This window comes from Mycobacterium sp. SMC-18 (genome assembly GCF_045310895.1).
Lineage (GTDB): Bacteria > Actinomycetota > Actinomycetes > Mycobacteriales > Mycobacteriaceae > Mycobacterium.
This window is the reverse complement of sequence record NZ_JBJIAL010000034.1, coordinates 36,853-57,848: the sequence shown is the minus strand read 5'-3', so window position 1 is coordinate 57,848 and position 20,996 is coordinate 36,853. Positions and strand designations below refer to the sequence as shown.

Below are 20,996 nucleotides of genomic sequence, written 5' to 3'. Positions count from 1 at the left end.
CGACAACAGAACCTGGCAGCCCAACACGCCTCAGATCACCACTGCGGCGGCTTGACAGGCTCATTGAGAGTCCTTTCGGTTGACGTTGCTGCCCATCACAACCTCGGCCGGCCCACATCGATGCCGCTGCCACGGGACCTGTTCGCTTCCTGCTGAGAGGCTCTGCCTACTACGCTGTCGACATGGAGCTGCGGCAACTTCGGTACTTCGTCGCCGTTGCCGATGAGCTGAATTTCGGGCGTGCCGCCAAACGGCTGCGTATCGCCGGGCCGTCACTGTCCCAGCAGATCAAGGCACTCGAGCGTGACCTCAAGGTGGAGCTGTTCGACCGGGACCGGCGATCGGTGCGCCTGACCGCGGCAGGCGCGTCGCTGTTGCCGCACGCCCGGTCCCTGGTGGCGCAGGCCGATGAATTACGCAGGCGGGCAATCGGTTTGTCGAACTCCGAACCGATCCGGATCGGCTACGTCAACTGGTGCCCGACCGACCTGGCCGAGCGCGCGGCCGGTGTCGCGCAGCTGCGCGTCGACACGTGGGTGACGCCGTCGCACGCGCAGGCGGCCCGGGTTGCCGAGGGCATCCTCGATCTGGCCATCTGCTGGGTGCAGACCGGTGACCTGGAGGACCTCGAACTGGAAGCCCGGCTGATGGGGGTGGACCGGCTCTTCGCGCTGTGCGTCGGCGCCGACGACTCTCCCGTGCCGGCGAAAGACACACTGGTGCTGGTGGATTCGGACACGGCGAGTTGGGAGTCGTGGAACCGCTACGGTGAGCAGTTCGCCGCCGACACCGGTGCCCGGGTGATGCGCACCGACGACGGCGGCGTCACAGGCCCGACGTTCTTCGAGCATGTCCGCCAGCTGGGCCGTCCGGTGCTCAACAACCCCAGGGGGCAGACCGACGCCCTGCCGCGAGACCTGGTGCGCCGTCCGGTGATTCAACCGACTCCGCTGTGGACCTGGTCACTGGTGTGGCGGCGGGGAGAAGACAACCCTGCCGTGCACGCTGTCGTCGACGCGCTCACGCGGGACGCCGCCGTCGGGATCGACGACGCGGCGTGGTTGCCGCCCACTGATCCACATCAACAGCGCGGCGAGGGCCGCCAGTAGCACGACGGCGGCACCGGCGAGCAACGCCTGCTGAAAACCGTTGTGCAGCAGGGGTGCCACCGCGACGGGCCCGACGATCTGGCCGACGGAGTATCCCGTCGTCAACAGTGCGACGGCGCCCGGGAACTGCAACGCGCGGCCGGCGGCGAGCGCCAGGGTGCTGATGCCGATGAACGTGCCGCCGAACAGCACCGCCCCGGCGAGTGCGGCAACGCTGTTCCCCGTTCCCGCCCAGGCGATTCCGGCAGCTTGCAGCAACAACGCCGCGACGAGCAGCGCCGGATAGGGGAAGCGACCGGTGAACCGCGCCCACAACGCAGCCGACGGTGCGGCGGCCAGGCCGACCAACAGCCACACCGCACTGCCGAGCCCGCCCGGTGACTGCTGCGCAACCGCGGCGACCAGGAACGTGCCGGCGATGATGTAGCCGACGCCTTCGAGTGTGTAGCTCGCCATCAGCAGCACCAGCGGACCACGGGCGCTGCGCTGTTGGTCTGCACGGACTTTCGGTGTGTCGCCGGAGGTCCCGGGGCGCATGTGCCAGGCGAACGCGCTGAGCAGTGCGGCCAAGGCCGTCGCCGCCCACCAGGCGACCTGCCAGTCTTTCGTGGCGGGCAGGGCCGCGGACAACGCGATGCCGATACCGACGCCGCTGAACGCCCAGCCGGCGTGGTGGGCCGGATGACCGTGATCCATCAGGGTGTTGACGGCGATCACGAAGACCAGTGCGCTGGCGATGCCGGCAACCAGCCGTAGGGCGCCCCACTCGATGACGTTGGTGCTGAGCGCCATTGCCGCGAGCGTCGCGACCAGGATCGCCAACGACACCCGGCACGCGAGCACGGAGCGGGCCAGCCGTGGCGAGGCCGCGGCGCCCACCGCGCCGATCAGGTAGCCGACGTAGTTGGCGGTGGCCAGCTGCCCTGCGGTCTGCGCGGTGAGGCCGGCGTCGGCCGTCATCAGCGGCAGGATCGGCGTGTAGGCGAAGCGGCCGATGCCCATCGCCGCGGCCAGGGCTGCCGCGGCGCGGGCGATCGAGAGCCAGGCGGACTTGGGCATGCCTCATGGTGCGTGGGCGGCGGCGTCACCCGCCACGACCTGTCTCCTTGCAGCTGTGAGGAATTGCCTCACACGCGACTCATGGCGCGACGAAGTGCTCGCCGGAGAGGACACCGGATAGCCGGTCTCTCAGCTCGGCCGAGAACCGCAAAACCATCGGCAGTGGCCGGTGGTGGATCGCCGCACCGGTCACCTTCCCGTCGCCATCGCGGTCGAGGATGGTGACGCCGCGGATCTCCATGCCACCGAAAGCCGTTGCTCGCCACTGCAGGTAGCTGGTCGACCCGGCGTGCGCGGAGTCCGTGAACTCCAACGTCTCATAGATCGAACTCGCAGTGGCCATCACCGTGGCGACGAGTTCTCGGCCCCGGATGGGCGCCATCAGGGCGGTGGCATCCAGCACGATGTCGTCGGCGAATTCCGCGGCGAACGTGGTCCGGGATAGCTGTGCGAAACCGTCCTGCCAGCCGCTCATTTCGTCGCTCCGGAGGCGGACCAGGCGGCGGTGTCGATGGGGGAGAAGTCGGTCGGCCTGCCGTCGAGGCGGCCGGCCCGCCGGGTGCCGAGCGTCTTGACGACGTCGTCGGGCAGTGGCGTCGTGAAGATGTTGTCGATCAGCGAGTATTCGGCGGCCAGGCGCCCGAACGCGCCCAGCGCGCCGACGTCGATGCGTCCGTTCGGCAGGTAGAGCTCGTCGCGGATGTGAATCTTCTTCACCAGCCCCCACACGACGTGATCGGGCAGCGGTGGCATCTCGAAGATGCGGTTCACCTCGCACTCGAACGAGATCGGGGCCTCGGCGATACGCGGTGCCGAGATGGTCTCCGACGCGGCCTTGTGGAGACCGAGCGCCTCGAATTCGTCGACGTCATGGTCGAATTCGAATGCCGAGCGATGCACGGTGTCCGCATTGTCGATCGTCGCGATGTTCACGACGAACTCGCCTGTGTCGCGGATGTTGACGAAGGTGTCTTTCAGCGTGACGCCGTCGGACCGCGGCTGCAGGCTGATGGACAGCATCGGTGGCATGCGGCCGACAACGGTGAAGAACGAGATGGGCGCGATGTTGCCGACGCCTGCGGTCGAGGCGGTGCTGACCCAGGCGATGGGCCGGGGTAGGACGCTGCCGATCAGCAGTTTGTAGCTCGAGGTGGGATCGAGATCGGTGGGGTCGATGACCATGACGGAATGCCTTTCAGGACAGGAGGGCCAGGGCGCTGTACCAGACGGGCCCGATGTTCAGCCGGTCCGGATACAGCCGGATCATGTAGTCGAAAAACTCATGGGGACTGGGCTTTCCGGCCAGCAGCCGCTGGGCGTCGAGCAGGTAGTCGCGGGTCTGGTCGATGATCGCCGGATCGTCGGGGAGGTCCTTGTTCTTGTGTCCTGCGACCACGGCGCGGGGCCGGAGTGCGGCGACCTGGTTGAGGGCCTGCAACCACGACCGGATGCCACCGTGATCGCTTTCCAGCAGGTACTGGTGCACGCCGTTGTAGGCGACGTCGCCGGCGACGACCAGGCCGATCGACGGCACGTGCAGCACGGTGGTGTCGTCGGTATCGGTGTGGCCCACCTCGATCGGCACCAGGCGCTGACCTTCCAACTCGAACCCGTCGGGGGGAACCTGTTGGTAGACAACGGGGCTCGGTGGGATCATGCCGGGAAAGTCGACGTCCCACATCTGGGCGCGGCCCGCCACGGCCTGCTCGTGCATCTTGCCGATGGTGCCGGCGGTCGCGTAGGCGACGGCACCGGGAAAGCGTTGCAGCAGAACATCGGTGCCGAACCAGTGGTCGCCGTGGCCATGCGTGGCGTAGATCGCCGTCAGCCGCCTGCCGGAGTTCTCGATCCAGTCGCCGACGCGGCTGATCTGCTCGTGGGTGAACGGCGGGTCGACGAGGACGGCGTCGTGGTCGCCGAAGATGAGCGTGGACGACACCGGGGAGGACACGATGGGGCTGCCGTCGGGCAGTCGCTGGTCGCGGTAGCGGCGCAGTCCGTCGTGCACCAGAACGTCGTAATTCAGGGTGGTCATGACGCGGTCCTTTCAGGCGAGGTGTTCGGTGAACCAGTCGCGGGCGGCGCCGCCGGCCTTCGGGAACTGGTCGAGGTAGGCGGCGAAGTGCCCGCCGTCGACGGTGACGAGCTTCTTGGGTTCGAGCGCCTGCTCGTAGGCGTGGAGTTCCAGATCGGTCATGGTGACGGTGTCGCGCAGTCCGACGATCATGAGCAGCGGCGTGGGCGAGACGCGCGCGATCCAGGTGCCCGGCTCGTACATGCGCGCCGCACGTGACGAGCGCACCGTCATCGTGTTGTCCCACACGCCGTCCGGCACCGGCTGGGTGTAGAAGGAGATGGCCTCCGCGGACCGGTAGGCGGCCGGCACCGCCGGGTCGGCACCGACGACGGCCTGCACAGCCGGTGGTTCGCCGCGGAACTGGCGGCGCTCGTCGTCGATGAATGCGGCTTCCAGCGCCGCCACGTGTTCGGGAGCGACGCGCCGCAGGCTCTGCTGATAGCCGCTGATGGTCGGGACCTGCGCGACGACGGCCCGCAGCCGCCGGTCGGTGGCGCCCAGCACGATGGCGTGCCCACCAGCATAACTGGTGCCCCACAGGCCGATTCGCGTCGGGTCGACCGACGGGTGGCTCTCCAGGAACGAGATGGCGCGCCGCCAGTCCGCGACCTGCGTCCACGGGTCGACGTCACCGCGCGGCATCCCGTCGCTGGCGCCGAAACTGCGGTGGTCGTGCACCAGGACGACGAACCCGGCGCCGGCGAACAGTTCGGCGAACCGCGTCAGCCCGTGTTCCTTCACCCCGGCGAAGCCGTGGGCCATCGTGATCGCCGGGTGCGGTCCCGCGCCGTCCGGAATGAACAGCCAGCCGCGGAGCGTCACTCCGTCGGCTGCGGTGAATTCGACGTCCTGTCGCTCCATGGTCCACGCTCCTCGTCTGCTGATGTCCACGATCAGCCCGGAACGTGGTCCGTGGGAACGCCGCGGTGATCCTGGTATTGGCAGGGCCAGGTTTAGGCTCAGACGATGGTGAAGGGGAATGCGCTCGGCGACTACCTGCGGTCTCGCCGTGAACAGATCCGCCCCGAGGATGTCGGATTGATCGCCGGCTCCCGCCGCCGGGTGGCCGGCCTGCGCCGTGAAGAGCTGGCTCTGCTTGCCGGGATCAGCTCCGATTACTACCTGCGACTCGAGCAGGGCCGCGACACGAATCCGTCACCGCAGGTGCTCGAGGCCTTGGCGCGGGCGCTGCAGCTGGACATCAACGGCACGGAATATCTGTACCGCCTGGCGAATCCCACCGGAATCCGTTGGGAGAAATCGGGATTGGAGCAGGCCGCCGACGGGCTGGACGAGCTGATCGATCAGTTCCCGATGCCTGCTTTCGTGGCCAACCGCTACCAGGTGGTGCTCGCCGCCAACCATCTCGCCTGTGCGCTGGCGCCCGGTTTCCGGCCGGGACAGAACATCCTGGCCTGGCGGCTCCTGGATCCCGCGGCCCAGGATTTCTTCGTCGACTGGGACGAGGCGACGGAGATCGCGGTAGGTGGTCTGCGCGAGGTGACGGGTGATCACCCCGACGATCCCTATCTCCAGCGGATGGTCGGTGAATTGTCTGCTGCCAGTACACGATTCCGGGAGCTCTGGGGGCGGGCCGACGTCGGTTACCGGCCGGGTGTCACCCACATGCGCCACCCGGTGGTCGGTGACCTCTTTTTGCATCGCAATCGACTGAACCTGCCGCACTCGGGTGGGCAGCACGTCATCACATTCCGTGCCGACCCCGGTAGCGACTCCGCGAAAGCCCTTGAGGCGCTGCGGGATCTGTAGGCGTCAGCGCCGCAGGTCGAGGTTGTGCAGGCGCAGGCTGCCGCGCGCGAGGAGGCTGCCGTTCGCGTCGGTGATCGTCACGTCCCACAGTTGCTGGGTGCGGCCCTGCTGCACCGGGACGGCTCGGACGGTTGCCGTCCCGCCGGTGGTGGAACGCACGAAGTCTGTGCTGTTGTGTACCCCGACTGCGAACTGTCCGCGATCGGCCACTGCCGCACTGGCGCCGATGCTCGCCGCGGATTCCACCGCGGTCGTGTAGACGCCGCCGTGCACGACGCCCCACGGCGTGTGGTGCTCGGGGCCCAGTTCGATGGTGCCGACGACGAGTCGGCCCGTCGCCTCCGTGACTTGCAGCCCGGCCGCGGTGAGGAACGGGCTGCCGTTGTTGAGCTCGGCGAGACTGAGTGTGGGTCCGGGCGTCGTGGTTTCTGGCATGACTGCTCCTGTCGCAGGGTTCTGCTGACGTGAGCACCACGTTCGCAGTATTCATTCCGGCGACCCTGGCCCCCGTGGCCCCAGGGTGGGCGGGAATTCTCCTGAGGTGGTGGGTGCTTTGATCCGGCATGGATATGAAATTCGAGATCGCCGTCCTGCCGGTGTCGGATGTCGACCGGGCCAAGGACTTCTACGAGAAGTTGGGCTGGCGGCTGGACGCCGACTTCGAGACCGCTGCGGACTTCCGGGTGATCCAATTGACTCCACCAGGTTCCGGTGCTTCGGTCATCTTCGGTACCGGCGTCTCTGACGCGGTGCCGGGCTCGGTGGGCGGGCTGCACCTGGTGGTCGACGATGTTGTGGCGGCGCGTGCTGAGCTCGTTGGCCGTGGCATCACAGTCAGCGAGGTGTTTCACGACGAGGGTGGTGTCTTCCACCGCGCCGGGACGGCCGGCCGGGTCGACGGTCCAGACCCGGAGCGACGCAGCTACGCGTCGTACGCCTCGTTCGAGGATCCCGACGGCAACGGTTGGGTGCTGCAGGAGATCACCACGCGGTTGCCGGGGCGATAGTCGCCAGCGGAAACACGGAAGATACTCGCGCCCAGGTTAATTCGATGCACCACTCAGTTGGTCGGCGGTGTTGGTGGTGGTTCGAAGGGTTGGTACCACCACCATTGGGCGCGTTCCCCGGTCGGTCCGGGGCACGGCGGCACATCAGGAAAGGGCGTCGTCGGTGGCCTTGCCAGGGATCCGCCGTCGAGTTGGCGGCCCGCGGCATCGGTGACGACCAGCCGATCAGCCGGGCCGGTGATGGTGATGACCCGCTGGTGATGCAACCGGTGGTGATACGGGCACACCAGCACCAGGTTGTGCAGCTCGGTTTCCCCGCCGTTCTCCCAATGAATGATGTGATGCGCGTGCAAGCCGCGGGTCGCCTCGCACCCCGGTACCCGGCAGCACCGGTCGCGGTGTTCCAGCGCGCGGCGCAGCCGCCGGCTGATGGTGCGGGTGCTGCGCCCGGCGCCAATCGGCTGACCATGGCGCTCCAGCCACACCTCGCACGTCGCATCGCACAACAACAGCCGGCGTTCCTCGTCGGTGAGCACCGACCCCACATGCAATGCAGCCGCGCGCTTTTCGAGGTCAAAGTGCACCACCACGGCGGTGTGCTGCCCATGCGGACGACGTTCCACATCGCTGTCCCAGCCGGCCTCAATCAGGCTCATGAACGCATCCACCTGGTTCGGGAACGGCGGCACCACATCCGACACCGGGTCACCGGTTTCTGAATTCTCGTGGTCGCGTTTCCAGTCCGCCACCAACGCATCCTGATGCGACGCCACCGCGGCATCGAACTTCGCCGCCTCCAACTTCGGCAGCCGGATCTTGTACGTGGCCGACCCGTCCTCATGGCTGGTCTTGCGGATCGACCGCTCCGGCTCCGGCGCCGATTCCGGCTCGGGCTCGGGGCGCGGCTCCAACTTCACCGCAGTCCGCAACTGGGTGACCGTGGCGCTCTCGGCAAACTGGGCGTAATGCTCATCCGAACCGTCGGCGGCATGCTCGGCGACCACCCCAACCTGATCCAACGACAACCGGCCCGCCCGCATCGCCTCAGCGCACCGCGGGAACTCCTCGATCCGGTGCGCCACCGCCACCATCACTTCCGCGTTACGCGGCGACACACCGGTTTTCCACGCCACCAACGACGGCAATGACCGGGCGCCCGTCGCGCCCCACAGCCCGTCGCGGTCGATCTCGGCCACGATCTCGACCAGACGGCCGTCAATTGCGTTGCGCTGACCGGTCAGCTCACCGATCTCCGCGAAGTACGCATCCATACGCTCACACGGCGACGGCGCCTCAACCTCGAAAGCCGTTGCCGTGCTGGACATAACACCATCAAAGCAGAAGGGTCCGACAAGTTTTCGCACCCTGAAGCAGGGCGAGAAACTCGGGTCTACGCCGGATCAGTCCTTCTCGATGACACCCTGCGCGGTCCGGGCCCGGTCCTCGTAGCTCTTGCGCTTGGCAGCGTCGAACTCCAGGAAGACCGTGTCCAGCCCGAGCGCCTTGTTCATCCCGCGGCGGCCCTTGGGCGGAAGCAGCTGTGCCAGCTGCGCGGTGAAGCGCAGCGGCGGCGGGACCGACACGTGGGTCTTGGGCTTGTCCAGGGTCTTGATGATGGCGGCGGCGATGTCCTCGGGTTCCACCGGCTTGATGGCGCCACCGGACTTGGTGCCCGAGATCAGCTCTGTGTTGGTGAACGGCGGCATGATCACCGAGACGTTGACGCCGTGGGGAGCCATCTCGTCCGCCAGGGCCGTGGACAGGCCGACGACGGCGTACTTCGCCCCGACGTAAACCACCTGACCGGGCAGCGGGATGAGGCCCGAGAGCGAGGCGATGTTGATGATGTGACCGCTACGGCGGCTGACCATCTCGGGAAGCGCGAGCTGACAGCCGGTCAGGACGCCGTAGACGTTGACTTCGAGGGAAGACCGGATCGACTGTTCCGTCTCCTTCAGGAACGGGCCGACCGGCATCACGCCGGCGTTGTTGATCAGGACGTCGAGGTGGCCGGCGCCGTCGCTGCGGGCCTTGTCCAGGAACACTTCGAAGGACTCGCGGTCGGTGACGTCGAGCGGGTACCCGGTGGCCGGACCGAGTTTGACCAGCTCAGAGACGGCCGACTCGAGTACTGCGACGTCCCGGTCGCCGATGACGACGCGCGCGCCGCGGGCGAGAAGGGCCTTGGCGGTGGCGTAACCGATGCCTCGTGCGGCTCCGGTGATGGCGATGGTCTTGCCGCGGATGTTGTCCATGGCCGCAAACTTTACACGTGTCAAGTTTTGAAATGAAGCCCTGATTTGGCCAACCCGGCGGGCTACTGTCGGGGGCATGACGCGCGCGCTGCGGACTCAGGTTTGTGTAGCCGGTGGTGGACCTGCGGGTCTGGTGCATGCACTGCTGCTGGCGCGCGCCGGCATCGAAGTCGTCGTACTGGAGAAGCACAACGACTTCCTCCGCGACTTTCGCGGCGACACCGTCCACCCCACCACGTTGCGCATCATGCACGAGCTGGGGTTCATCGACGAGTTCCTGAAGTTGCCGCACACCAAGATCAACCGGGTCTGCATGGACGCCGACGGCACCCTGCGGACGTTCGGCAGTTTCGGCGCCCTGAAGGCGCTGCGGTTCCCCGAGCCCTACATCGCGCTGATGCCACAGTGGGACTTCCTGGACTTCCTCGCGGAAAAGGCTTCCGCCTACCCGGAATTCAGGTTGATCCGCAACGCGGAGGTGACCGACCTGATCATCGAGGGCGGCCGCGTCGTCGGCGTGCGCACGCCCGAGCTGGAGGTGCGCGCCGATCTGGTGGTGGCCGCCGACGGCCGTAAGTCGGCGGTGCGCGCCGCGTCCGGGCTCCCCATGGCGAGCGCGCACAGCCCCATGGATGTGCTGTGGTTCCGGCTGGGCTGGCGCCCCGGCGATCCGCAGGAGCTGTTCGGGATCATCCGCAAGGGTCTGTTGATGGCGATGATCTATCGCGGCGACTACTGGCAGGTCGCGTACCTCATGCCGAAGGGCGCCAATCCGCAGGGCGGCTCACTCGACGACTTCAAGGCCCGGCTCGTGTCTGTACGGCCGCAGCTGCGCGAGCACGTCGAGGACCTCAAATCGTGGGACGACACCAGCCATCTCGATGTGCGGGTGGACCGGCTCAAGACCTGGTGGCGGTCGGGGCTGCTGTGCATCGGCGACGCCGCGCACGCGATGTCACCGGCCGGCGGCGTCGGTATCAACCTGGCGGTGGCCGACGCGGTCGCCGCCGCCAACATCCTGTGCGGTCCGCTGCGTAACGGCCTGCTCGCCGACTCGGATCTGGCCAAGGTGCAACGCCGCCGCGAGTTGCCGACCCGCATCATCCAGGCCGGCCAGGTGCTGGCGCAGAACCAGTTCATCGAACCCAACCTGGCCGGCGACCTGTCACCGATCAAGGTGCCGTCATTCGTGGGAAAGGGCCCGCTGCAATACATTCCGCCGCTGCTCGTCGGCCGCGGTTTCCGTCCCGAACACGTGCGGACCCCGGACGTCCACTCGGCATGACGGACGCTGTCAGCTGACGGTGACGTCGTCGATGTCGATGGTCACCGTGACCATGTCGCGCACGGGCTGCCCGTCGGCGTCGCGGACGTAGACGACGCGCTTGGTCGGGAGCACGATGCCGTCGAACTCGGTGTGGTTGTCCGAGTAGTGCGCGGCCGGGGAGTCGCCGGCGATGTCGACGTCGTAGTCGCGCCGCCGGATCAGGCCGTCCGAATCGATGTAGAGGGTCTGCTGGGTGCTGTGGGTGGCGATGGAATCGGGGTACTTCACACCGAGCCGGCGCCACGTCTGGCCGTTCTCGTGCCACGTGCCGAGCTCTTCGGTGTGGACACCGGGCAGTGTCAGCGAAGACGGCTCGGACAGGTACGTCCACATCGCGTAGCCCGCGAAGTAGGCCAGCTGCAGCGTGGACCACGGCGTCTCGAGGGTGTGTCCGGCGAAGGAATCACGAGGAGAATCCAATGTTTCCAAAGTCTTTGGCGAGTCGCCATCGGTTTCGATGACGACGCGGCCGGGGCTGTACGCGGAATGCAGCCCGGGCTCGGGCAGCGGGTGGTGCCAGGCGAGCTGGTCCTTGGGACTGATCTCCACCCGCGAATCATCGAGAATGCCGTCGACGCCCTTGAGTCCCCACAGTCCGCCGCCGATGAGCTGATGGATCTTGATGCGGTTGACCTGCTCCCAGCGCTCCTGGCCGCCGGATGCGGAGATGACTTCGTGCAGCAGGGACATGGCGTGCTCCTTTGAAGACGGCGGCCGCCGGGTGGCGGTCCACACTCGACCCTGCCTCGGTGGATTGGCATGTGGGAGGCCGCGATCTTCCTGGTACCGAGCGGGACAGGATCGGGCCGGCTGCCCAACCGAGCGCTGCGGAATCCGGGTTGCTCCGCCGATCAGGTGGATACGCTTGATTTGTGCTTACCGGTTGGGCCGTCGGGTGTCTGCTGCTGGTCGCCGCCGTGCTGGTGTTGGGGGCCGGCATGGCGGCGCGCACGTACATCGGCGGGACGCCCCAGGATCACCCGCATCGTCGGCGCGCACGCGCGGTGCGCTGGTCCACTTTCGGCAAGGTGTTCTACGGCCCGATCAACCGTGACGCCCAGGGCAACAACACTTTTGACGACGAAGAGCTCGATCACATGCTCTTCCTGCCGGCGGTCGTCGTGGCCGGCGGACTGCTCCTGGCCGGGTTGTTCGTGCTGTTCCTGGAGCTGGTCAAACACGGCGGGTGACGGCGACCGGCGTCAGCGTCGCTGCAAAGCGAGTTCAGCGGCCTCCCGCACCGGGCCGCGCCACGCGGGCCCGTGGCCGGGCAGCAGCACCTGGGTGTCCAGCAGACCGAGCGCCGACAGGCTGCGTTCACACGCCGCCTCGTCGTGGTTGAAGATGTGAGGCAGTAGCTGCGGGCCGCCCTTGGTGAGGAGGGGGTGACCGGTGACGACGGCGTCGCCGGCCACCAGCACGTCGCCGAAGACGTAGGAGCAGTGTCCGCCGGTGTGCCCTGGACTGGGAATCAGCTGCGGACTGCCCGGCAGCGTCGCCGCGACGTCCTCGGTGAGGGCCTGCGCGGTCGGAATGCCCTCGCGCACCAGCCCGCCCTTGCCGACGATGTGCATCGACCAGGCCAGGTACCGCGGGTTCCAGGCCCGCGTCAGGAGGTCGGCCGGTGAAACCTGTTCCAGGTATTCGCGTTTGGCGTGACCGACCTCGGCGCCGTGGCAGAACACCGGTGTGTCATGGGTTTTGGCGAACCAGATGGCTGCGCCGAGGTGGTCGACGTGCGCGTGGGTGAGCAGAATCGCCCGTACGTCGCCGGCCTCGAAGCCCAGGTCGCGCAGTGAACGCAGGACGTCATCGCGCTGGCCGGGAAAACCCGCGTCGATCAGGATCACCCCGCTGTCGTCGCTGACCAGGGTCCAGTTCACCAGGTCGGTTTGGGCGAAGTGAATATTTTCGGTGATCGCGCTCAGGGCTGCCGCCATGTGGCGAGTGTAGGCAGAGTAGAAAAGGAACTGCAGAGGCGACGAACAGGAACGGGACTCATGGCTGAACTCAGGCTGGGATACAAGGCGTCGGCGGAGCAGTTCGCGCCGCGTGAACTCGTCGAGCTGGCGGTGGCCGCCGAGGCGGCGGGCATGGACAGCGCCACCGTCAGTGATCACTTCCAGCCGTGGCGCCATACCGGCGGCCACGCACCGTTCTCCCTGGCCTGGATGACCGCGGTGGGCGAGCGCACCGAGCGGCTGGTCCTGGGCACCTCGGTGCTGACCCCGACGTTCCGTTACAACCCGGCCGTCATCGCGCAGGCGTTCGCCACGATGGGCTGCCTGTACCCCGACCGCATCTTCCTGGGCATCGGCACCGGTGAGGCGCTCAACGAGATCGCCACCGGCTATGAAGGCGAATGGCCCGAGTTCAAGGAGCGCTACGCGCGCCTGCGTGAGTCGGTGCGCCTGATGCGTGAGCTGTGGCTCGGCGACCGCGTCGACTTCGAGGGCGAGTACTACAAGACCAAGGGTGCCTCGATCTACGACGTGCCCGAGGGTGGTATCCCGATCTACATCGCCGCGGGCGGGCCGCAGGTGGCCAAGTACGCCGGCCGTGCCGGCGACGGGTTCATCTGCACCTCGGGCAAGGGCGAGGAGCTGTACAAGGACAAGCTCATCCCCGCCATGCGCGAGGGCGCCGAGGCCGCGGGCAAGAACCCCGACGACGTCGACCGGATGATCGAGATCAAGATCTCGTACGACCCGGATCCCGAACTGGCTCTGGAGAACACCCGGTTCTGGGCGCCGTTGTCGCTGACGGCCGAGCAGAAGCACTCCATCGACGACCCGATCGAGATGGAAGCGGCCGCCGACGCGCTGCCCATCGAGCAGGTCGCCAAGCGCTGGATCGTGGCGTCCGACCCGGACGAGGCCGTCGAGAAGGTCAAGCAGTACGTCGACTGGGGCCTGAACCACCTGGTGTTCCACGACCCCCGGCAGGACCAGTGCCGCTTCCTGGAGCTGTTCAAGACCGACCTTGAGCCTCGCCTGCGCAAGCTGGCGTGACGGAAGGCCGGGCTCGGTAGGCTTATCGCCGTGCCCGACGCCACCGCGATCTACATCGCCTCACCTGAAGGCGACACCGGCAAGTCGACCATTGCGCTGGGGCTGTTGCACCGGCTGGCGGCCACGGTCGCCAATGTCGGGGTGTTCCGCCCGATCGTGCGTGCGGGGACCGGCCGCGACTACATCCTCGATTTGTTGCTCGCGCACAGCACCGCGGGCCTGGACTACGACGACTGCGCCGGGGTCACCTATCAGCAGTTGCACGACGATCCCGATGCGGCGATCGCCGACATCGTCGATCGCTATCACCGCGTCGCGGACAAGTGCGGTGCGGTGGTGATCGTCGGTAGCGACTACACCGATGTCGCCTCGCCCAGCGAGTTGTCGATGAATGCCCGCATCGCGGTGAATCTCGGTGCGCCCGTGTTGCTCTCGGTACGCGCCGCTGATCGCACACCCGGCGAGGTGGCCCATGTGGTCGAGCTGTGCCTGGCCGAGCTCGCGGCCCAGCACGCGCACACCGCCGCGGTCGTCGCGAACCGGTGCGCCCCTGACGAACTCGCCGACGTGGCCACCGCACTGCAGCGGTTCACACCGAAAAGCTATGTGCTGCCCGAGGAGCCGCTGCTGGCGGCGCCGACGGTGGCGGAGCTGCGGGACGCGGTGGGTGGCACGTTGATCAGCGGCGACGAGGAGCTGCTGACGCGCGAGGTCATGGGAATGATGGTCGCCGGCATGACGGCCGAACACTGCCTGGAGCGGCTGCGCGAGTCCATGGCCGTCATCACCCCGGGCGACCGCTCCGATGTGGTGCTGGCCATCGCCAGTGCCCATGCCGCGGAAGGCTTTCCGTCGATCTCGTGCCTCATCCTCAACGGCGGCCTGCCGTTGCACCCATCGATCGCCAAACTGGTTGCGGGCCTGGGGCTGCGGTTGCCCATCGTGGCCACCGAGCTGGGCACGTATGACACCGCCCGCGCCGCGTCGACGGCGAAGGGCCGGGTGACGGCCACGTCGCTGCGCAAGGTCGACACCGCGCTGGCCCTCATGGACGAGCATGTCGACGTGGCGGATCTGCTTGCTCAGCTTGCGGTCCCGATCCCGTCGGTCGTCACGCCGCAGATGTTCACGCACCAGCTGCAGGATCGGGCCCGGGCGGACCGCAGGCGCATCGTGCTGCCCGAAGGCGACGACGACCGGATTCTGCGGGCGGCGAGCCGGCTGCTCGCGCGCTCGGTCGCCGACCTGACCATCCTCGGCGACGAGCCGACGGTGCGGGCGCGGGCTGCCGAGCTGGGCCTGGACCTCTCGGCCGCCGTGGTGCTCGATCCGCGTACCAGCGAGCTGTGCGACCAGTTCGCGGCCCAGTACGCCGAGCTGCGCAAGAAGAAGGGCGTGACCCTCGAGCAGGCTCGCGAAATCATCCACGACGTCTCGTATTTCGGCACCATGCTGGTGCACAACAACATGGTCGACGGCATGGTGTCCGGGGCGGCGCACACCACCGCACACACCGTCCGGCCGGCATTCGAGATCATCCGTACCGCGCCGGACATCTCGACGGTGTCGAGCATCTTCCTGATGTGCCTGGCCGACCGGGTGCTGGCCTACGGCGACTGCGCGATCGTGCCGGACCCGACGTCCGAGCAGCTGGCCGACATCGCGATCAGCTCGGCGCAGACCGCCGCGCAGTTCGGCATCGAGCCGCGTGTGGCCATGCTGTCCTACTCGACCGGCGATTCGGGGACCGGCGCCGACGTCGACAAGGTCAGGGCGGCAACGGAATTGGTCCGCACGCGGGCGCCGGAGCTGTTGGTCGAAGGGCCGATCCAGTACGACGCCGCCGTCGAGCCGTCGGTGGCCGCGACCAAGATGCCGGATTCACCGGTCGCCGGCCGTGCCACGGTGCTGATCTTCCCGGACCTGAACACCGGCAACAACACCTACAAGGCCGTGCAGCGCAGCGCCGGGGCCATCGCGATCGGCCCCGTGCTGCAGGGGCTCAACAAGCCGGTGAACGACCTGTCCCGTGGTGCGCTGGTCGAGGACATCGTCAATACCGTTGCCATCACGGCGATTCAGGCTCAAGGAGCGAAATGAGCGGGCCGGTACTGGTACTCAACTGCGGCTCGTCGTCGGTGAAATACCGGTTGGTGCAACCGGCTTCGGGTGAGTCGCTGGCCGACGGCGTGATCGAGCGGGTGGACGACTACCCGAAGGCCTTGCAGGAGGTCTTCGATGCGGTGAGCGCGGCCGGGGTTTCGGTTGACGAGGTCGCAGCCGTCGGACACCGCGTTGTGCATGGTGGCCGGCGGTTCTACCGGCCGACCCTGATCGGCGACGAGCTGGTCGCCGAACTCGAAGAGCTGGCCCCGCTGGCGCCGCTGCACAATCCGCCGGGGCTGCTGGGCATCAACGCGGCCCGCAAGCTGCTGCCCGACGTCCCGCACGTCGCGGTGTTCGACACGGCGTTCTTCCACGACCTGCCCGCGGCCGCCGCCGAGTACGCGATCGACCGGGAGGTGGCCGAGAAGTGGCACATCCGCCGGTACGGCTTCCACGGCACGTCGCATCAGTACGTCAGTGAGCAGGCCGCGCAGTTCCTGGGCCTGCCCCTCGAATCGGTGAATCAGATTGTCCTGCACCTGGGTAACGGCGCGTCGGCGTCGGCGATCGCCGGTGGCCGGCCGATCGACACCTCGATGGGGATGACGCCGATGGAGGGTCTGGTGATGGGGACGCGCTCCGGCGACGTCGACCCCGGCATCATCATGTACCTGTCCCGCACCGCCGGGATGTCGGTCGAGGACATCGACGTCTTGCTGAACCGCCACTCGGGCGTATCGGGGTTGGGTGGCGCCACCGATTTCCGCGAGCTGCACAAGCGGATGGATGCGGGTGACGGTGCGGCCCAGCTGGCGTACGACGTCTACATCCACCGGCTGCGCAAGTACATCGGCGGATACCTGGCGCTGCTGGGTGGAGCCGACGTCATCACCTTCACCGCCGGGGTGGGGGAGAACGACGCCGCGGTCCGCCGCGATGCGCTGGCCGGGTTGTTGGCACTCGGTATCGAGGTCGACGAGGAGCGCAACCTCTCCCCGAACCGCGGCGCCCGGCGGATCTCCTCCGACACCTCGCCGGTGAGTGTGCTGGTCATTCCCACCAATGAAGAACTGGCCATCGCTCGGGCCTGCGCCGACGTCTGCCAGGTGGACTGAAGGAACCTGCCAGGGTGGGGGCGTAGCTTGCGCTCGTGCCCTTACTGACCGGGACGTTCGACCCCGTAGCCGTGGTGCTGATGCTGCTCGGCGTCGGTGCGCTGGTGCGGCTGCGCCGACGCATGTCGCGGGCCCAGCGGTGGTGCTTCGGCATCGCCATCGCGGTCTGGGCGGTGGCGACCCTCGGCGCCGTCGCGGTCTATGCGCCGTTGCTGTTCTGGGTACGCGCGCTGCAGGTCCTGCTCCTGCTGTACGTGGTGCCGTTCTTCCTGGCGCTGAGCCGGCCGGTGTCGACGGTGGGCGCAGTACTCGACCCGGTGCTGAATTCCGTTGTCGCGCGCGTACTCCTGTCACCGCCGGTGACCTCGGTGCTGATGCTGGTGACGCCGTGGCTGCTGTATCTGACGCCGTGGTACGTCGCCTCGATGACCGGTCCGCTCGCGTCGCTGACGCGAATTGTCCTGCTGGGCATCGGGTTCGGCTACTTCTACGCCCGCCTGCAGGTCGACCCGGTGCCGCGGCGCTACCCGCCGCTGCTGTCCATCGGGATCAGCGTGGCCGAAGGGCTCGGTGACGGCATTCTCGGACTGGTGTTGTGGCTGGGCCCGGTGATCGCCCACGACTACTACGCCGGCCTGCACCGCGACTTCGGACCGACCATCCGCCAGGACCAGAGCTACGGTGCCGGAATCCTGTGGATTCTGGGCGACGTCGTCGGCGTGCCGTTCATCCTGCTGCTGATGCGCGCCCTGGGCTCTGACGAACGACGCAAGGCGGCTGAGGTCGATGCCGAATTGGACGCTCCCGAGCCAGAACTCGAGGCGCCGTCGAGCGGACTCTGGTGGCAGAACGATCCGCAGCTGCGTGACCGTTACCGCTGACCCGGCGCCCGATCACGCTGCTGTGCAACGCCAACCTAGAACGTACTGATCGGCCGCACGTTGTTGGCCAGATCCACCAGCGCGTAGCGGTGCGCCTTGGTCGGCGCCACGCGGGCCAGCCCGCGCAGGGAGGCCTCCACACCCAGACGGAGACCGTGTTCGGTGAACGGGAAACCCAGGATGTGATTGGTACTGGCGGTGTGGTCGGCCAGCCAGTCCAGAGCCGTGCCGAGGACCAGTGTCCGGATCTGCAGCACACGCGGTTCGGTTTCCGGCAACGCCTCCACTCGCCGTGCGGCGTCACGGATTTGGCGTTCGGTGATCTCGGCGGTGGTCGGCGCCGACAGCAGGGTGACGGCGCTGGTCAGTCGCGCCGTCGTGAAATGCCTTGAAGTGGCCGGAACTTCATCGAGAGTGTGCACCGCGGCCTCCCGGTCGCCGGCCAGCGCCTGTGCCCGGGCCTGACCGAAACCGGCTGAGATGATGCCGTTGTCGGTGTTCCACACCGTCCGATAGAAAGGCCGCTCGGCCTCCTGTCCGGACAGTTCGGCGGTGGCGGCCAATGCCACTTTCGGGGCCAGTTCGCCCGGCAACGTGTTGAGTACCTCGGTGAAATCCTTTGTCGCGGCTTCGTAGTTGCCGGACAGCAGTTCGCCCACCGCGCGGAACCACACCAGCCGCCAGTGCCAGCCGATCCGGTCGGCCAGGTTCTCCAGCTTCCGGTTGGCCTTGGCCACATCGCCGAGGTCGAGCAGTGCGCGCACCTCCATCAGGGGCAGCTCGACGGACGTGGACAGGTCCACACCCTCCGAGTCGAGGGAGCCCTCGCGCGCCGCGCGCAGCGAATCCAGGGTCTGCACCGGCTGACTCAGCAGGCTGGCCGACAGCACGGCGGCACCGACGTCCGCCGGGTCGACGAGGGGCACCTGCAGCGCCCGGACAATCTCCGGTGCCGTGATCTTTTCGGTATGCGCTTGTCCGTCGATGTAGACGTCGGTGTGGGCCACCAGCATGTTGACCCCGAACGTCGAGCGCGACGGGCTGAACACCGACGACAGACCCGGCCGCGGCGTCCCGGTGTCCTGGGCGACGACCTCGCGCAGCACGCCGAGCAGCTGCCCCGACATCTCCTCGGCACTGCCGAACCGGCGGCGTGGGTCCGGGTCGATCGCGCGGCGCAGCAACCGGGCGAACGAATCGTATTGGAGAAGAAGCGGATCGTCCTCGGGCAGCCCGTCGACGTAGCGGCCCTTTTCGGTCTTGAGGTTCAGCGTCAGGGCCGCGAGGGTGCGGCCGACGGTGTAGATGTCGGTGACGACCGTCGGGCCGGTGCGGACGATCTCCGGCGCCTGGTAACCCGGTGTGCCGTAGAGGAATCCGAACGAGTTGATGCGCGACACCGCACCGAGGTCGATGAGCTTGAGCTGCTCCTCGGTCAGCATGATGTTCTCGGGTTTGAGGTCGTTGTAGACGAGTCCGATCGAATGCAGGTAGCCCAGTGCCGGCAGGATCTCGAGCATGTACGCAATGGCCTGGGCCACCGGCAGTTTGGCGCCTTTGGCCTGCTTCAGCGAGGTGCCGCCGACGTACTCCATCACGATGTAACCCACCGGGTCACCGTGCTTGTCGGCGTGTTCGACGAAGTTGAAGATCTTCACGATCGCCGGATGGGTGACCTCGGCCAGGAACTGCCGCTCGGCCATGGCGATGGCCTGCGCCTCGGCATCGCCGGAGTGCACCAGGCCTTTGAGCACCACCGGCCGGTTGTTGACGTTGGTGTCGAGCGCCAGGTAGATCCAGCCCAGTCCGCCGTGGGCGATGCAGCCCTTGACCTCGTACTGGTCGGCCACCATGGTGCCCGGGGTCAGTTGCGGCAGAAACGAATACGCGGCGCCGCAGTGCGGGCACGAGCCTTCCGACTTGCCGGGTTCGCCGTTCTCGGAGCGGCCGACCGGCTTGCCGCAGGACCAGCAGAACCGTTTGGCCTCGGCCACCACGGGATCGGTCATCAACGCGGCGAGCGGGTCCTGGTCCACCACGCGCGGCACCTCGACCAGGCCGCCACCCAGGCGCCGGACGGGGGAGACCCGGGTGGTCGCGGTGGCGACATTGGCCGGCGCCGAATCCCGTTCGGGCGGAGCAGGCACCGGGATGCTCGTCGAGTCGTCGAACAGTGGCCGGAAAACCGCCTGGGTACCCATGGGGCGCATCGTGGCCAGCGAATCCCACGTCACCTCGACGGCCTGGGTGCCGGGGTCGGTGTCGGGGCCCGCGTCCACCGGGCCCTCATCGACGGGGCCTGTCGTCGCTTCGCTGTCGGACATCAGTCGCTGTACCTCGGTACGGGCGGATTCGGCGTCGAGCCCAGCACGGTCAACCACTTGCGGTACAACGTGTTCCACGTGCCGTCGCGGCGAATGCGCTCCAACGTCCCGTTGACGAACCGCACCAGCCCGGTGTTGTTGAGATTGATGCCGATGCCGTACGGCTCCTCGGCCATGTTGGGGCCGACGATGTGCAGGTAGGGATCCTGCGCCACGAGACCGGCCAGGATCGCGTCATCGGTCGACACGGCATCGGCCTGCCGCTGCTGCAACGCCACCAGGCAGTCCGCCCACGTGACCGCTTCCACGAGGATCGGCGGCGGAGTGAGGCGCTCCAGGCGTGCCTTCGAGGTGGTGGCCTTCACGACGCACACCCGCTTGCCCGACAGGTCCGCGGGCCGGCGGACGTCGGAGCCGCGGGTGGCGAGGATGCGTTGCTTGGCGGAGAAGTACTCGGCCGAGAAGTTGACGAGCTTGCGGCGCTCGCAGGTGATGCTCATGGTCTTGACGACGATGTCGACGAGGTTGTGCTGCAGTGCCGAGATGCGGTCGTTGTCCGACAGGATGCGGTACTCGACCTGTGACGGCGTGCCGAAGATGTCGCGTGCCACCTCCCCGGCGATGTCGACGTCGAATCCGGTGATCTGCCCCGTGATCGGATCGCGGAACGCGAACAGGTTGCTGCCGATGTCGAGCCCGACTATCAGCCGGCCGCGGTCCTTGATGTTGGTGACGGCAGCCGCCGCGGCCTCGGGCGTCGGGAACGGCCGCAGGCTCGCGGTGCAGTCGGACTTGTCCTCCGGGCCGAGGTCCGGAACGGCCGTCTGCACCTGCATGCCCGCGGGTGTCGGCGGCGCGATGGTGATGCTCTGCGGCGCGACAGGGGGCGGGGCCTCGCCGCAGCCGGCCGCCACCAACACCGCGACCATCGCCGGGACCAACCGGGAACGCATCG

20 protein-coding genes and 1 pseudogene are annotated in these 20,996 nt (G+C 67.7%); 9 read left to right on the top strand and 12 right to left on the bottom strand.

Annotated features, from left to right (window positions below; all coding sequences use genetic code 11):
- Nucleotides 1–182: 182 nt before the first annotated feature.
- The gene (locus ACJH6J_RS23175; protein WP_406804572.1) at nt 183–1,109 is read left to right on the top strand and encodes a LysR family transcriptional regulator; all 927 of its coding nucleotides are present in this window, start codon (nt 183–185) and stop codon (nt 1,107–1,109) included.
- A 39-nt stretch (nt 1,110–1,148) separates the two neighbouring features.
- Here the strand turns inward: ACJH6J_RS23175 and ACJH6J_RS23170 are convergent.
- The 5 genes and pseudogenes from ACJH6J_RS23170 to ACJH6J_RS23150 form a co-directional block, all read right to left on the bottom strand.
- Nucleotides 1,149–2,111 (bottom strand): annotated as a pseudogene (locus tag ACJH6J_RS23170) (YbfB/YjiJ family MFS transporter); the annotation flags it as partial.
- Nucleotides 2,112–2,247: 136 nt separating this feature from the next.
- Complete coding sequence (locus ACJH6J_RS23165) at nt 2,248–2,643, bottom strand: nuclear transport factor 2 family protein (RefSeq protein ID WP_406804571.1); 396 nt, start codon at nt 2,641–2,643, stop codon at nt 2,248–2,250.
- Nucleotides 2,640–3,350 (bottom strand): flavin reductase family protein, encoded by a 711-nt coding sequence (locus ACJH6J_RS23160; RefSeq protein WP_406804570.1) that lies wholly within the window; start codon nt 3,348–3,350, stop codon nt 2,640–2,642. The genes ACJH6J_RS23165 and ACJH6J_RS23160 overlap by 4 nt, the downstream gene beginning before the upstream one ends.
- A 13-nt stretch (nt 3,351–3,363) precedes the next feature.
- Nucleotides 3,364–4,203, bottom strand: a complete 840-nt coding sequence (locus ACJH6J_RS23155; RefSeq protein ID WP_406804569.1) for an MBL fold metallo-hydrolase — start codon at nt 4,201–4,203, stop codon at nt 3,364–3,366.
- A 12-nt stretch (nt 4,204–4,215) separates the two neighbouring features.
- Nucleotides 4,216–5,106, bottom strand: coding sequence for an alpha/beta hydrolase (locus tag ACJH6J_RS23150; RefSeq protein WP_061004527.1), 891 nt, complete (start codon nt 5,104–5,106; stop codon nt 4,216–4,218).
- A gap of 105 nt (nt 5,107–5,211) precedes the next feature.
- Between ACJH6J_RS23150 and ACJH6J_RS23145 the strand changes: the two genes are divergently transcribed.
- A complete protein-coding gene (locus ACJH6J_RS23145) occupies nt 5,212–6,015 on the top strand; it encodes a helix-turn-helix domain-containing protein (protein ID WP_406804568.1) in 804 nt (267 codons plus the stop codon).
- A 3-nt stretch (nt 6,016–6,018) separates the two neighbouring features.
- Here ACJH6J_RS23145 and ACJH6J_RS23140 read toward each other — a convergent pair whose 3' ends face one another.
- The gene (locus ACJH6J_RS23140; protein WP_061004523.1) at nt 6,019–6,450 is read right to left on the bottom strand and encodes a PaaI family thioesterase; all 432 of its coding nucleotides are present in this window, start codon (nt 6,448–6,450) and stop codon (nt 6,019–6,021) included.
- 128 nt (nt 6,451–6,578) lie between these two features.
- On the opposite strand from ACJH6J_RS23140, the gene ACJH6J_RS23135 reads away from it, so the two are divergent.
- Nucleotides 6,579–7,022, top strand: a complete 444-nt coding sequence (locus tag ACJH6J_RS23135; protein WP_133427863.1) for a VOC family protein — start codon at nt 6,579–6,581, stop codon at nt 7,020–7,022.
- Between the two features lie 53 nt (nt 7,023–7,075).
- Here ACJH6J_RS23135 and ACJH6J_RS23130 read toward each other — a convergent pair whose 3' ends face one another.
- Both ACJH6J_RS23130 and ACJH6J_RS23125 read right to left on the bottom strand, forming a co-directional pair.
- Nucleotides 7,076–8,347, bottom strand: coding sequence for an HNH endonuclease signature motif containing protein (locus tag ACJH6J_RS23130; protein WP_406804567.1), 1,272 nt, complete (start codon nt 8,345–8,347; stop codon nt 7,076–7,078).
- A 75-nt stretch (nt 8,348–8,422) separates the two neighbouring features.
- A complete protein-coding gene (locus tag ACJH6J_RS23125) occupies nt 8,423–9,277 on the bottom strand; it encodes an SDR family oxidoreductase (protein WP_060998982.1) in 855 nt (284 codons plus the stop codon).
- 76 nt (nt 9,278–9,353) lie between these two features.
- Between ACJH6J_RS23125 and ACJH6J_RS23120 the strand changes: the two genes are divergently transcribed.
- Nucleotides 9,354–10,562 carry an FAD-dependent oxidoreductase gene (locus tag ACJH6J_RS23120; RefSeq protein WP_082762307.1) on the top strand — a complete coding sequence of 403 codons (1,209 nt, stop codon included), beginning with the start codon at nt 9,354–9,356 and terminating at the stop codon, nt 10,560–10,562.
- Nucleotides 10,563–10,571: 9 nt separating this feature from the next.
- On the opposite strand, the gene ACJH6J_RS23115 is transcribed toward ACJH6J_RS23120, so the two are convergent.
- Nucleotides 10,572–11,294 carry a hypothetical protein gene (locus tag ACJH6J_RS23115; protein ID WP_226519744.1) on the bottom strand — a complete coding sequence of 241 codons (723 nt, stop codon included), beginning with the start codon at nt 11,292–11,294 and terminating at the stop codon, nt 10,572–10,574.
- Between the two features lie 182 nt (nt 11,295–11,476).
- Between ACJH6J_RS23115 and ACJH6J_RS23110 the strand changes: the two genes are divergently transcribed.
- The gene (locus ACJH6J_RS23110) at nt 11,477–11,794 is read left to right on the top strand and encodes a hypothetical protein (protein ID WP_135356045.1); all 318 of its coding nucleotides are present in this window, start codon (nt 11,477–11,479) and stop codon (nt 11,792–11,794) included.
- 12 nt (nt 11,795–11,806) lie between these two features.
- Here ACJH6J_RS23110 and ACJH6J_RS23105 read toward each other — a convergent pair whose 3' ends face one another.
- Complete coding sequence (locus tag ACJH6J_RS23105; RefSeq protein WP_406775271.1) at nt 11,807–12,544, bottom strand: MBL fold metallo-hydrolase; 738 nt, start codon at nt 12,542–12,544, stop codon at nt 11,807–11,809.
- Between the two features lie 60 nt (nt 12,545–12,604).
- Here ACJH6J_RS23105 and fgd point away from each other — a divergent pair, with 60 nt between their 5' ends.
- The 4 genes from fgd to ACJH6J_RS23085 all read left to right on the top strand — a co-directional run bounded on the left by fgd (nt 12,605) and on the right by ACJH6J_RS23085 (nt 17,717).
- The gene (gene fgd / locus ACJH6J_RS23100; protein WP_406804566.1) at nt 12,605–13,615 is read left to right on the top strand and encodes a glucose-6-phosphate dehydrogenase (coenzyme-F420); all 1,011 of its coding nucleotides are present in this window, start codon (nt 12,605–12,607) and stop codon (nt 13,613–13,615) included.
- A gap of 30 nt (nt 13,616–13,645) precedes the next feature.
- Entirely contained in the window at nt 13,646–15,715 is a 2,070-nt protein-coding gene (gene pta / locus ACJH6J_RS23095; RefSeq protein WP_135356046.1) for a phosphate acetyltransferase, read from the top strand.
- On the top strand, nt 15,712–16,836 hold the full coding sequence (locus ACJH6J_RS23090; protein ID WP_346415985.1) for an acetate kinase: 1,125 nt from the start codon (nt 15,712–15,714) through the stop codon (nt 16,834–16,836). The genes pta and ACJH6J_RS23090 overlap by 4 nt, the downstream gene beginning before the upstream one ends.
- 80 nt (nt 16,837–16,916) lie before the next feature.
- On the top strand, nt 16,917–17,717 hold the full coding sequence (locus ACJH6J_RS23085) for a cytochrome c oxidase assembly protein (protein WP_406804575.1): 801 nt from the start codon (nt 16,917–16,919) through the stop codon (nt 17,715–17,717).
- A 35-nt stretch (nt 17,718–17,752) separates the two neighbouring features.
- Here ACJH6J_RS23085 and ACJH6J_RS23080 read toward each other — a convergent pair whose 3' ends face one another.
- Both ACJH6J_RS23080 and ACJH6J_RS23075 read right to left on the bottom strand, forming a co-directional pair.
- Nucleotides 17,753–20,041 (bottom strand): serine/threonine-protein kinase PknG, encoded by a 2,289-nt coding sequence (locus ACJH6J_RS23080; protein WP_212807152.1) that lies wholly within the window; start codon nt 20,039–20,041, stop codon nt 17,753–17,755.
- On the bottom strand, nt 20,041–20,994 hold the full coding sequence (locus ACJH6J_RS23075) for a transporter substrate-binding domain-containing protein (RefSeq protein WP_371824490.1): 954 nt from the start codon (nt 20,992–20,994) through the stop codon (nt 20,041–20,043). Before ACJH6J_RS23075 ends, ACJH6J_RS23080 begins: the two co-directional genes overlap by 1 nt.
- Nucleotides 20,995–20,996 lie beyond the last annotated feature (2 nt).

Bases quoted from the DNA above. Each gene is read 5' to 3' on its own strand.
- ACJH6J_RS23175 (WP_406804572.1), top strand. From the start codon at position 183: ATGGAGCTGCGGCAACTTCGGTACTTCGTCGCCGTTGCCGATGAGCTG.
- ACJH6J_RS23165 (WP_406804571.1), bottom strand. From the start codon at position 2,643: ATGAGCGGCTGGCAGGACGGTTTCGCACAGCTATCCCGGACCACGTTC.
- ACJH6J_RS23160 (WP_406804570.1), bottom strand. From the start codon at position 3,350: ATGGTCATCGACCCCACCGATCTCGATCCCACCTCGAGCTACAAACTG.
- ACJH6J_RS23155 (WP_406804569.1), bottom strand. From the start codon at position 4,203: ATGACCACCCTGAATTACGACGTTCTGGTGCACGACGGACTGCGCCGC.
- ACJH6J_RS23150 (WP_061004527.1), bottom strand. From the start codon at position 5,106: ATGGAGCGACAGGACGTCGAATTCACCGCAGCCGACGGAGTGACGCTC.
- ACJH6J_RS23145 (WP_406804568.1), top strand. From the start codon at position 5,212: ATGGTGAAGGGGAATGCGCTCGGCGACTACCTGCGGTCTCGCCGTGAA.
- ACJH6J_RS23140 (WP_061004523.1), bottom strand. From the start codon at position 6,450: ATGCCAGAAACCACGACGCCCGGACCCACACTCAGTCTCGCCGAGCTC.
- ACJH6J_RS23135 (WP_133427863.1), top strand. From the start codon at position 6,579: ATGGATATGAAATTCGAGATCGCCGTCCTGCCGGTGTCGGATGTCGAC.
- ACJH6J_RS23130 (WP_406804567.1), bottom strand. From the start codon at position 8,347: ATGTCCAGCACGGCAACGGCTTTCGAGGTTGAGGCGCCGTCGCCGTGT.
- ACJH6J_RS23125 (WP_060998982.1), bottom strand. From the start codon at position 9,277: ATGGACAACATCCGCGGCAAGACCATCGCCATCACCGGAGCCGCACGA.
- ACJH6J_RS23120 (WP_082762307.1), top strand. From the start codon at position 9,354: ATGACGCGCGCGCTGCGGACTCAGGTTTGTGTAGCCGGTGGTGGACCT.
- ACJH6J_RS23115 (WP_226519744.1), bottom strand. From the start codon at position 11,294: ATGTCCCTGCTGCACGAAGTCATCTCCGCATCCGGCGGCCAGGAGCGC.
- ACJH6J_RS23105 (WP_406775271.1), bottom strand. From the start codon at position 12,544: ATGGCGGCAGCCCTGAGCGCGATCACCGAAAATATTCACTTCGCCCAA.
- fgd (WP_406804566.1), top strand. From the start codon at position 12,605: ATGGCTGAACTCAGGCTGGGATACAAGGCGTCGGCGGAGCAGTTCGCG.
- ACJH6J_RS23090 (WP_346415985.1), top strand. From the start codon at position 15,712: ATGAGCGGGCCGGTACTGGTACTCAACTGCGGCTCGTCGTCGGTGAAA.
- ACJH6J_RS23085 (WP_406804575.1), top strand. From the start codon at position 16,917: ATGCTGCTCGGCGTCGGTGCGCTGGTGCGGCTGCGCCGACGCATGTCG.
- ACJH6J_RS23080 (WP_212807152.1), bottom strand. From the start codon at position 20,041: ATGTCCGACAGCGAAGCGACGACAGGCCCCGTCGATGAGGGCCCGGTG.
- ACJH6J_RS23075 (WP_371824490.1), bottom strand. From the start codon at position 20,994: ATGCGTTCCCGGTTGGTCCCGGCGATGGTCGCGGTGTTGGTGGCGGCC.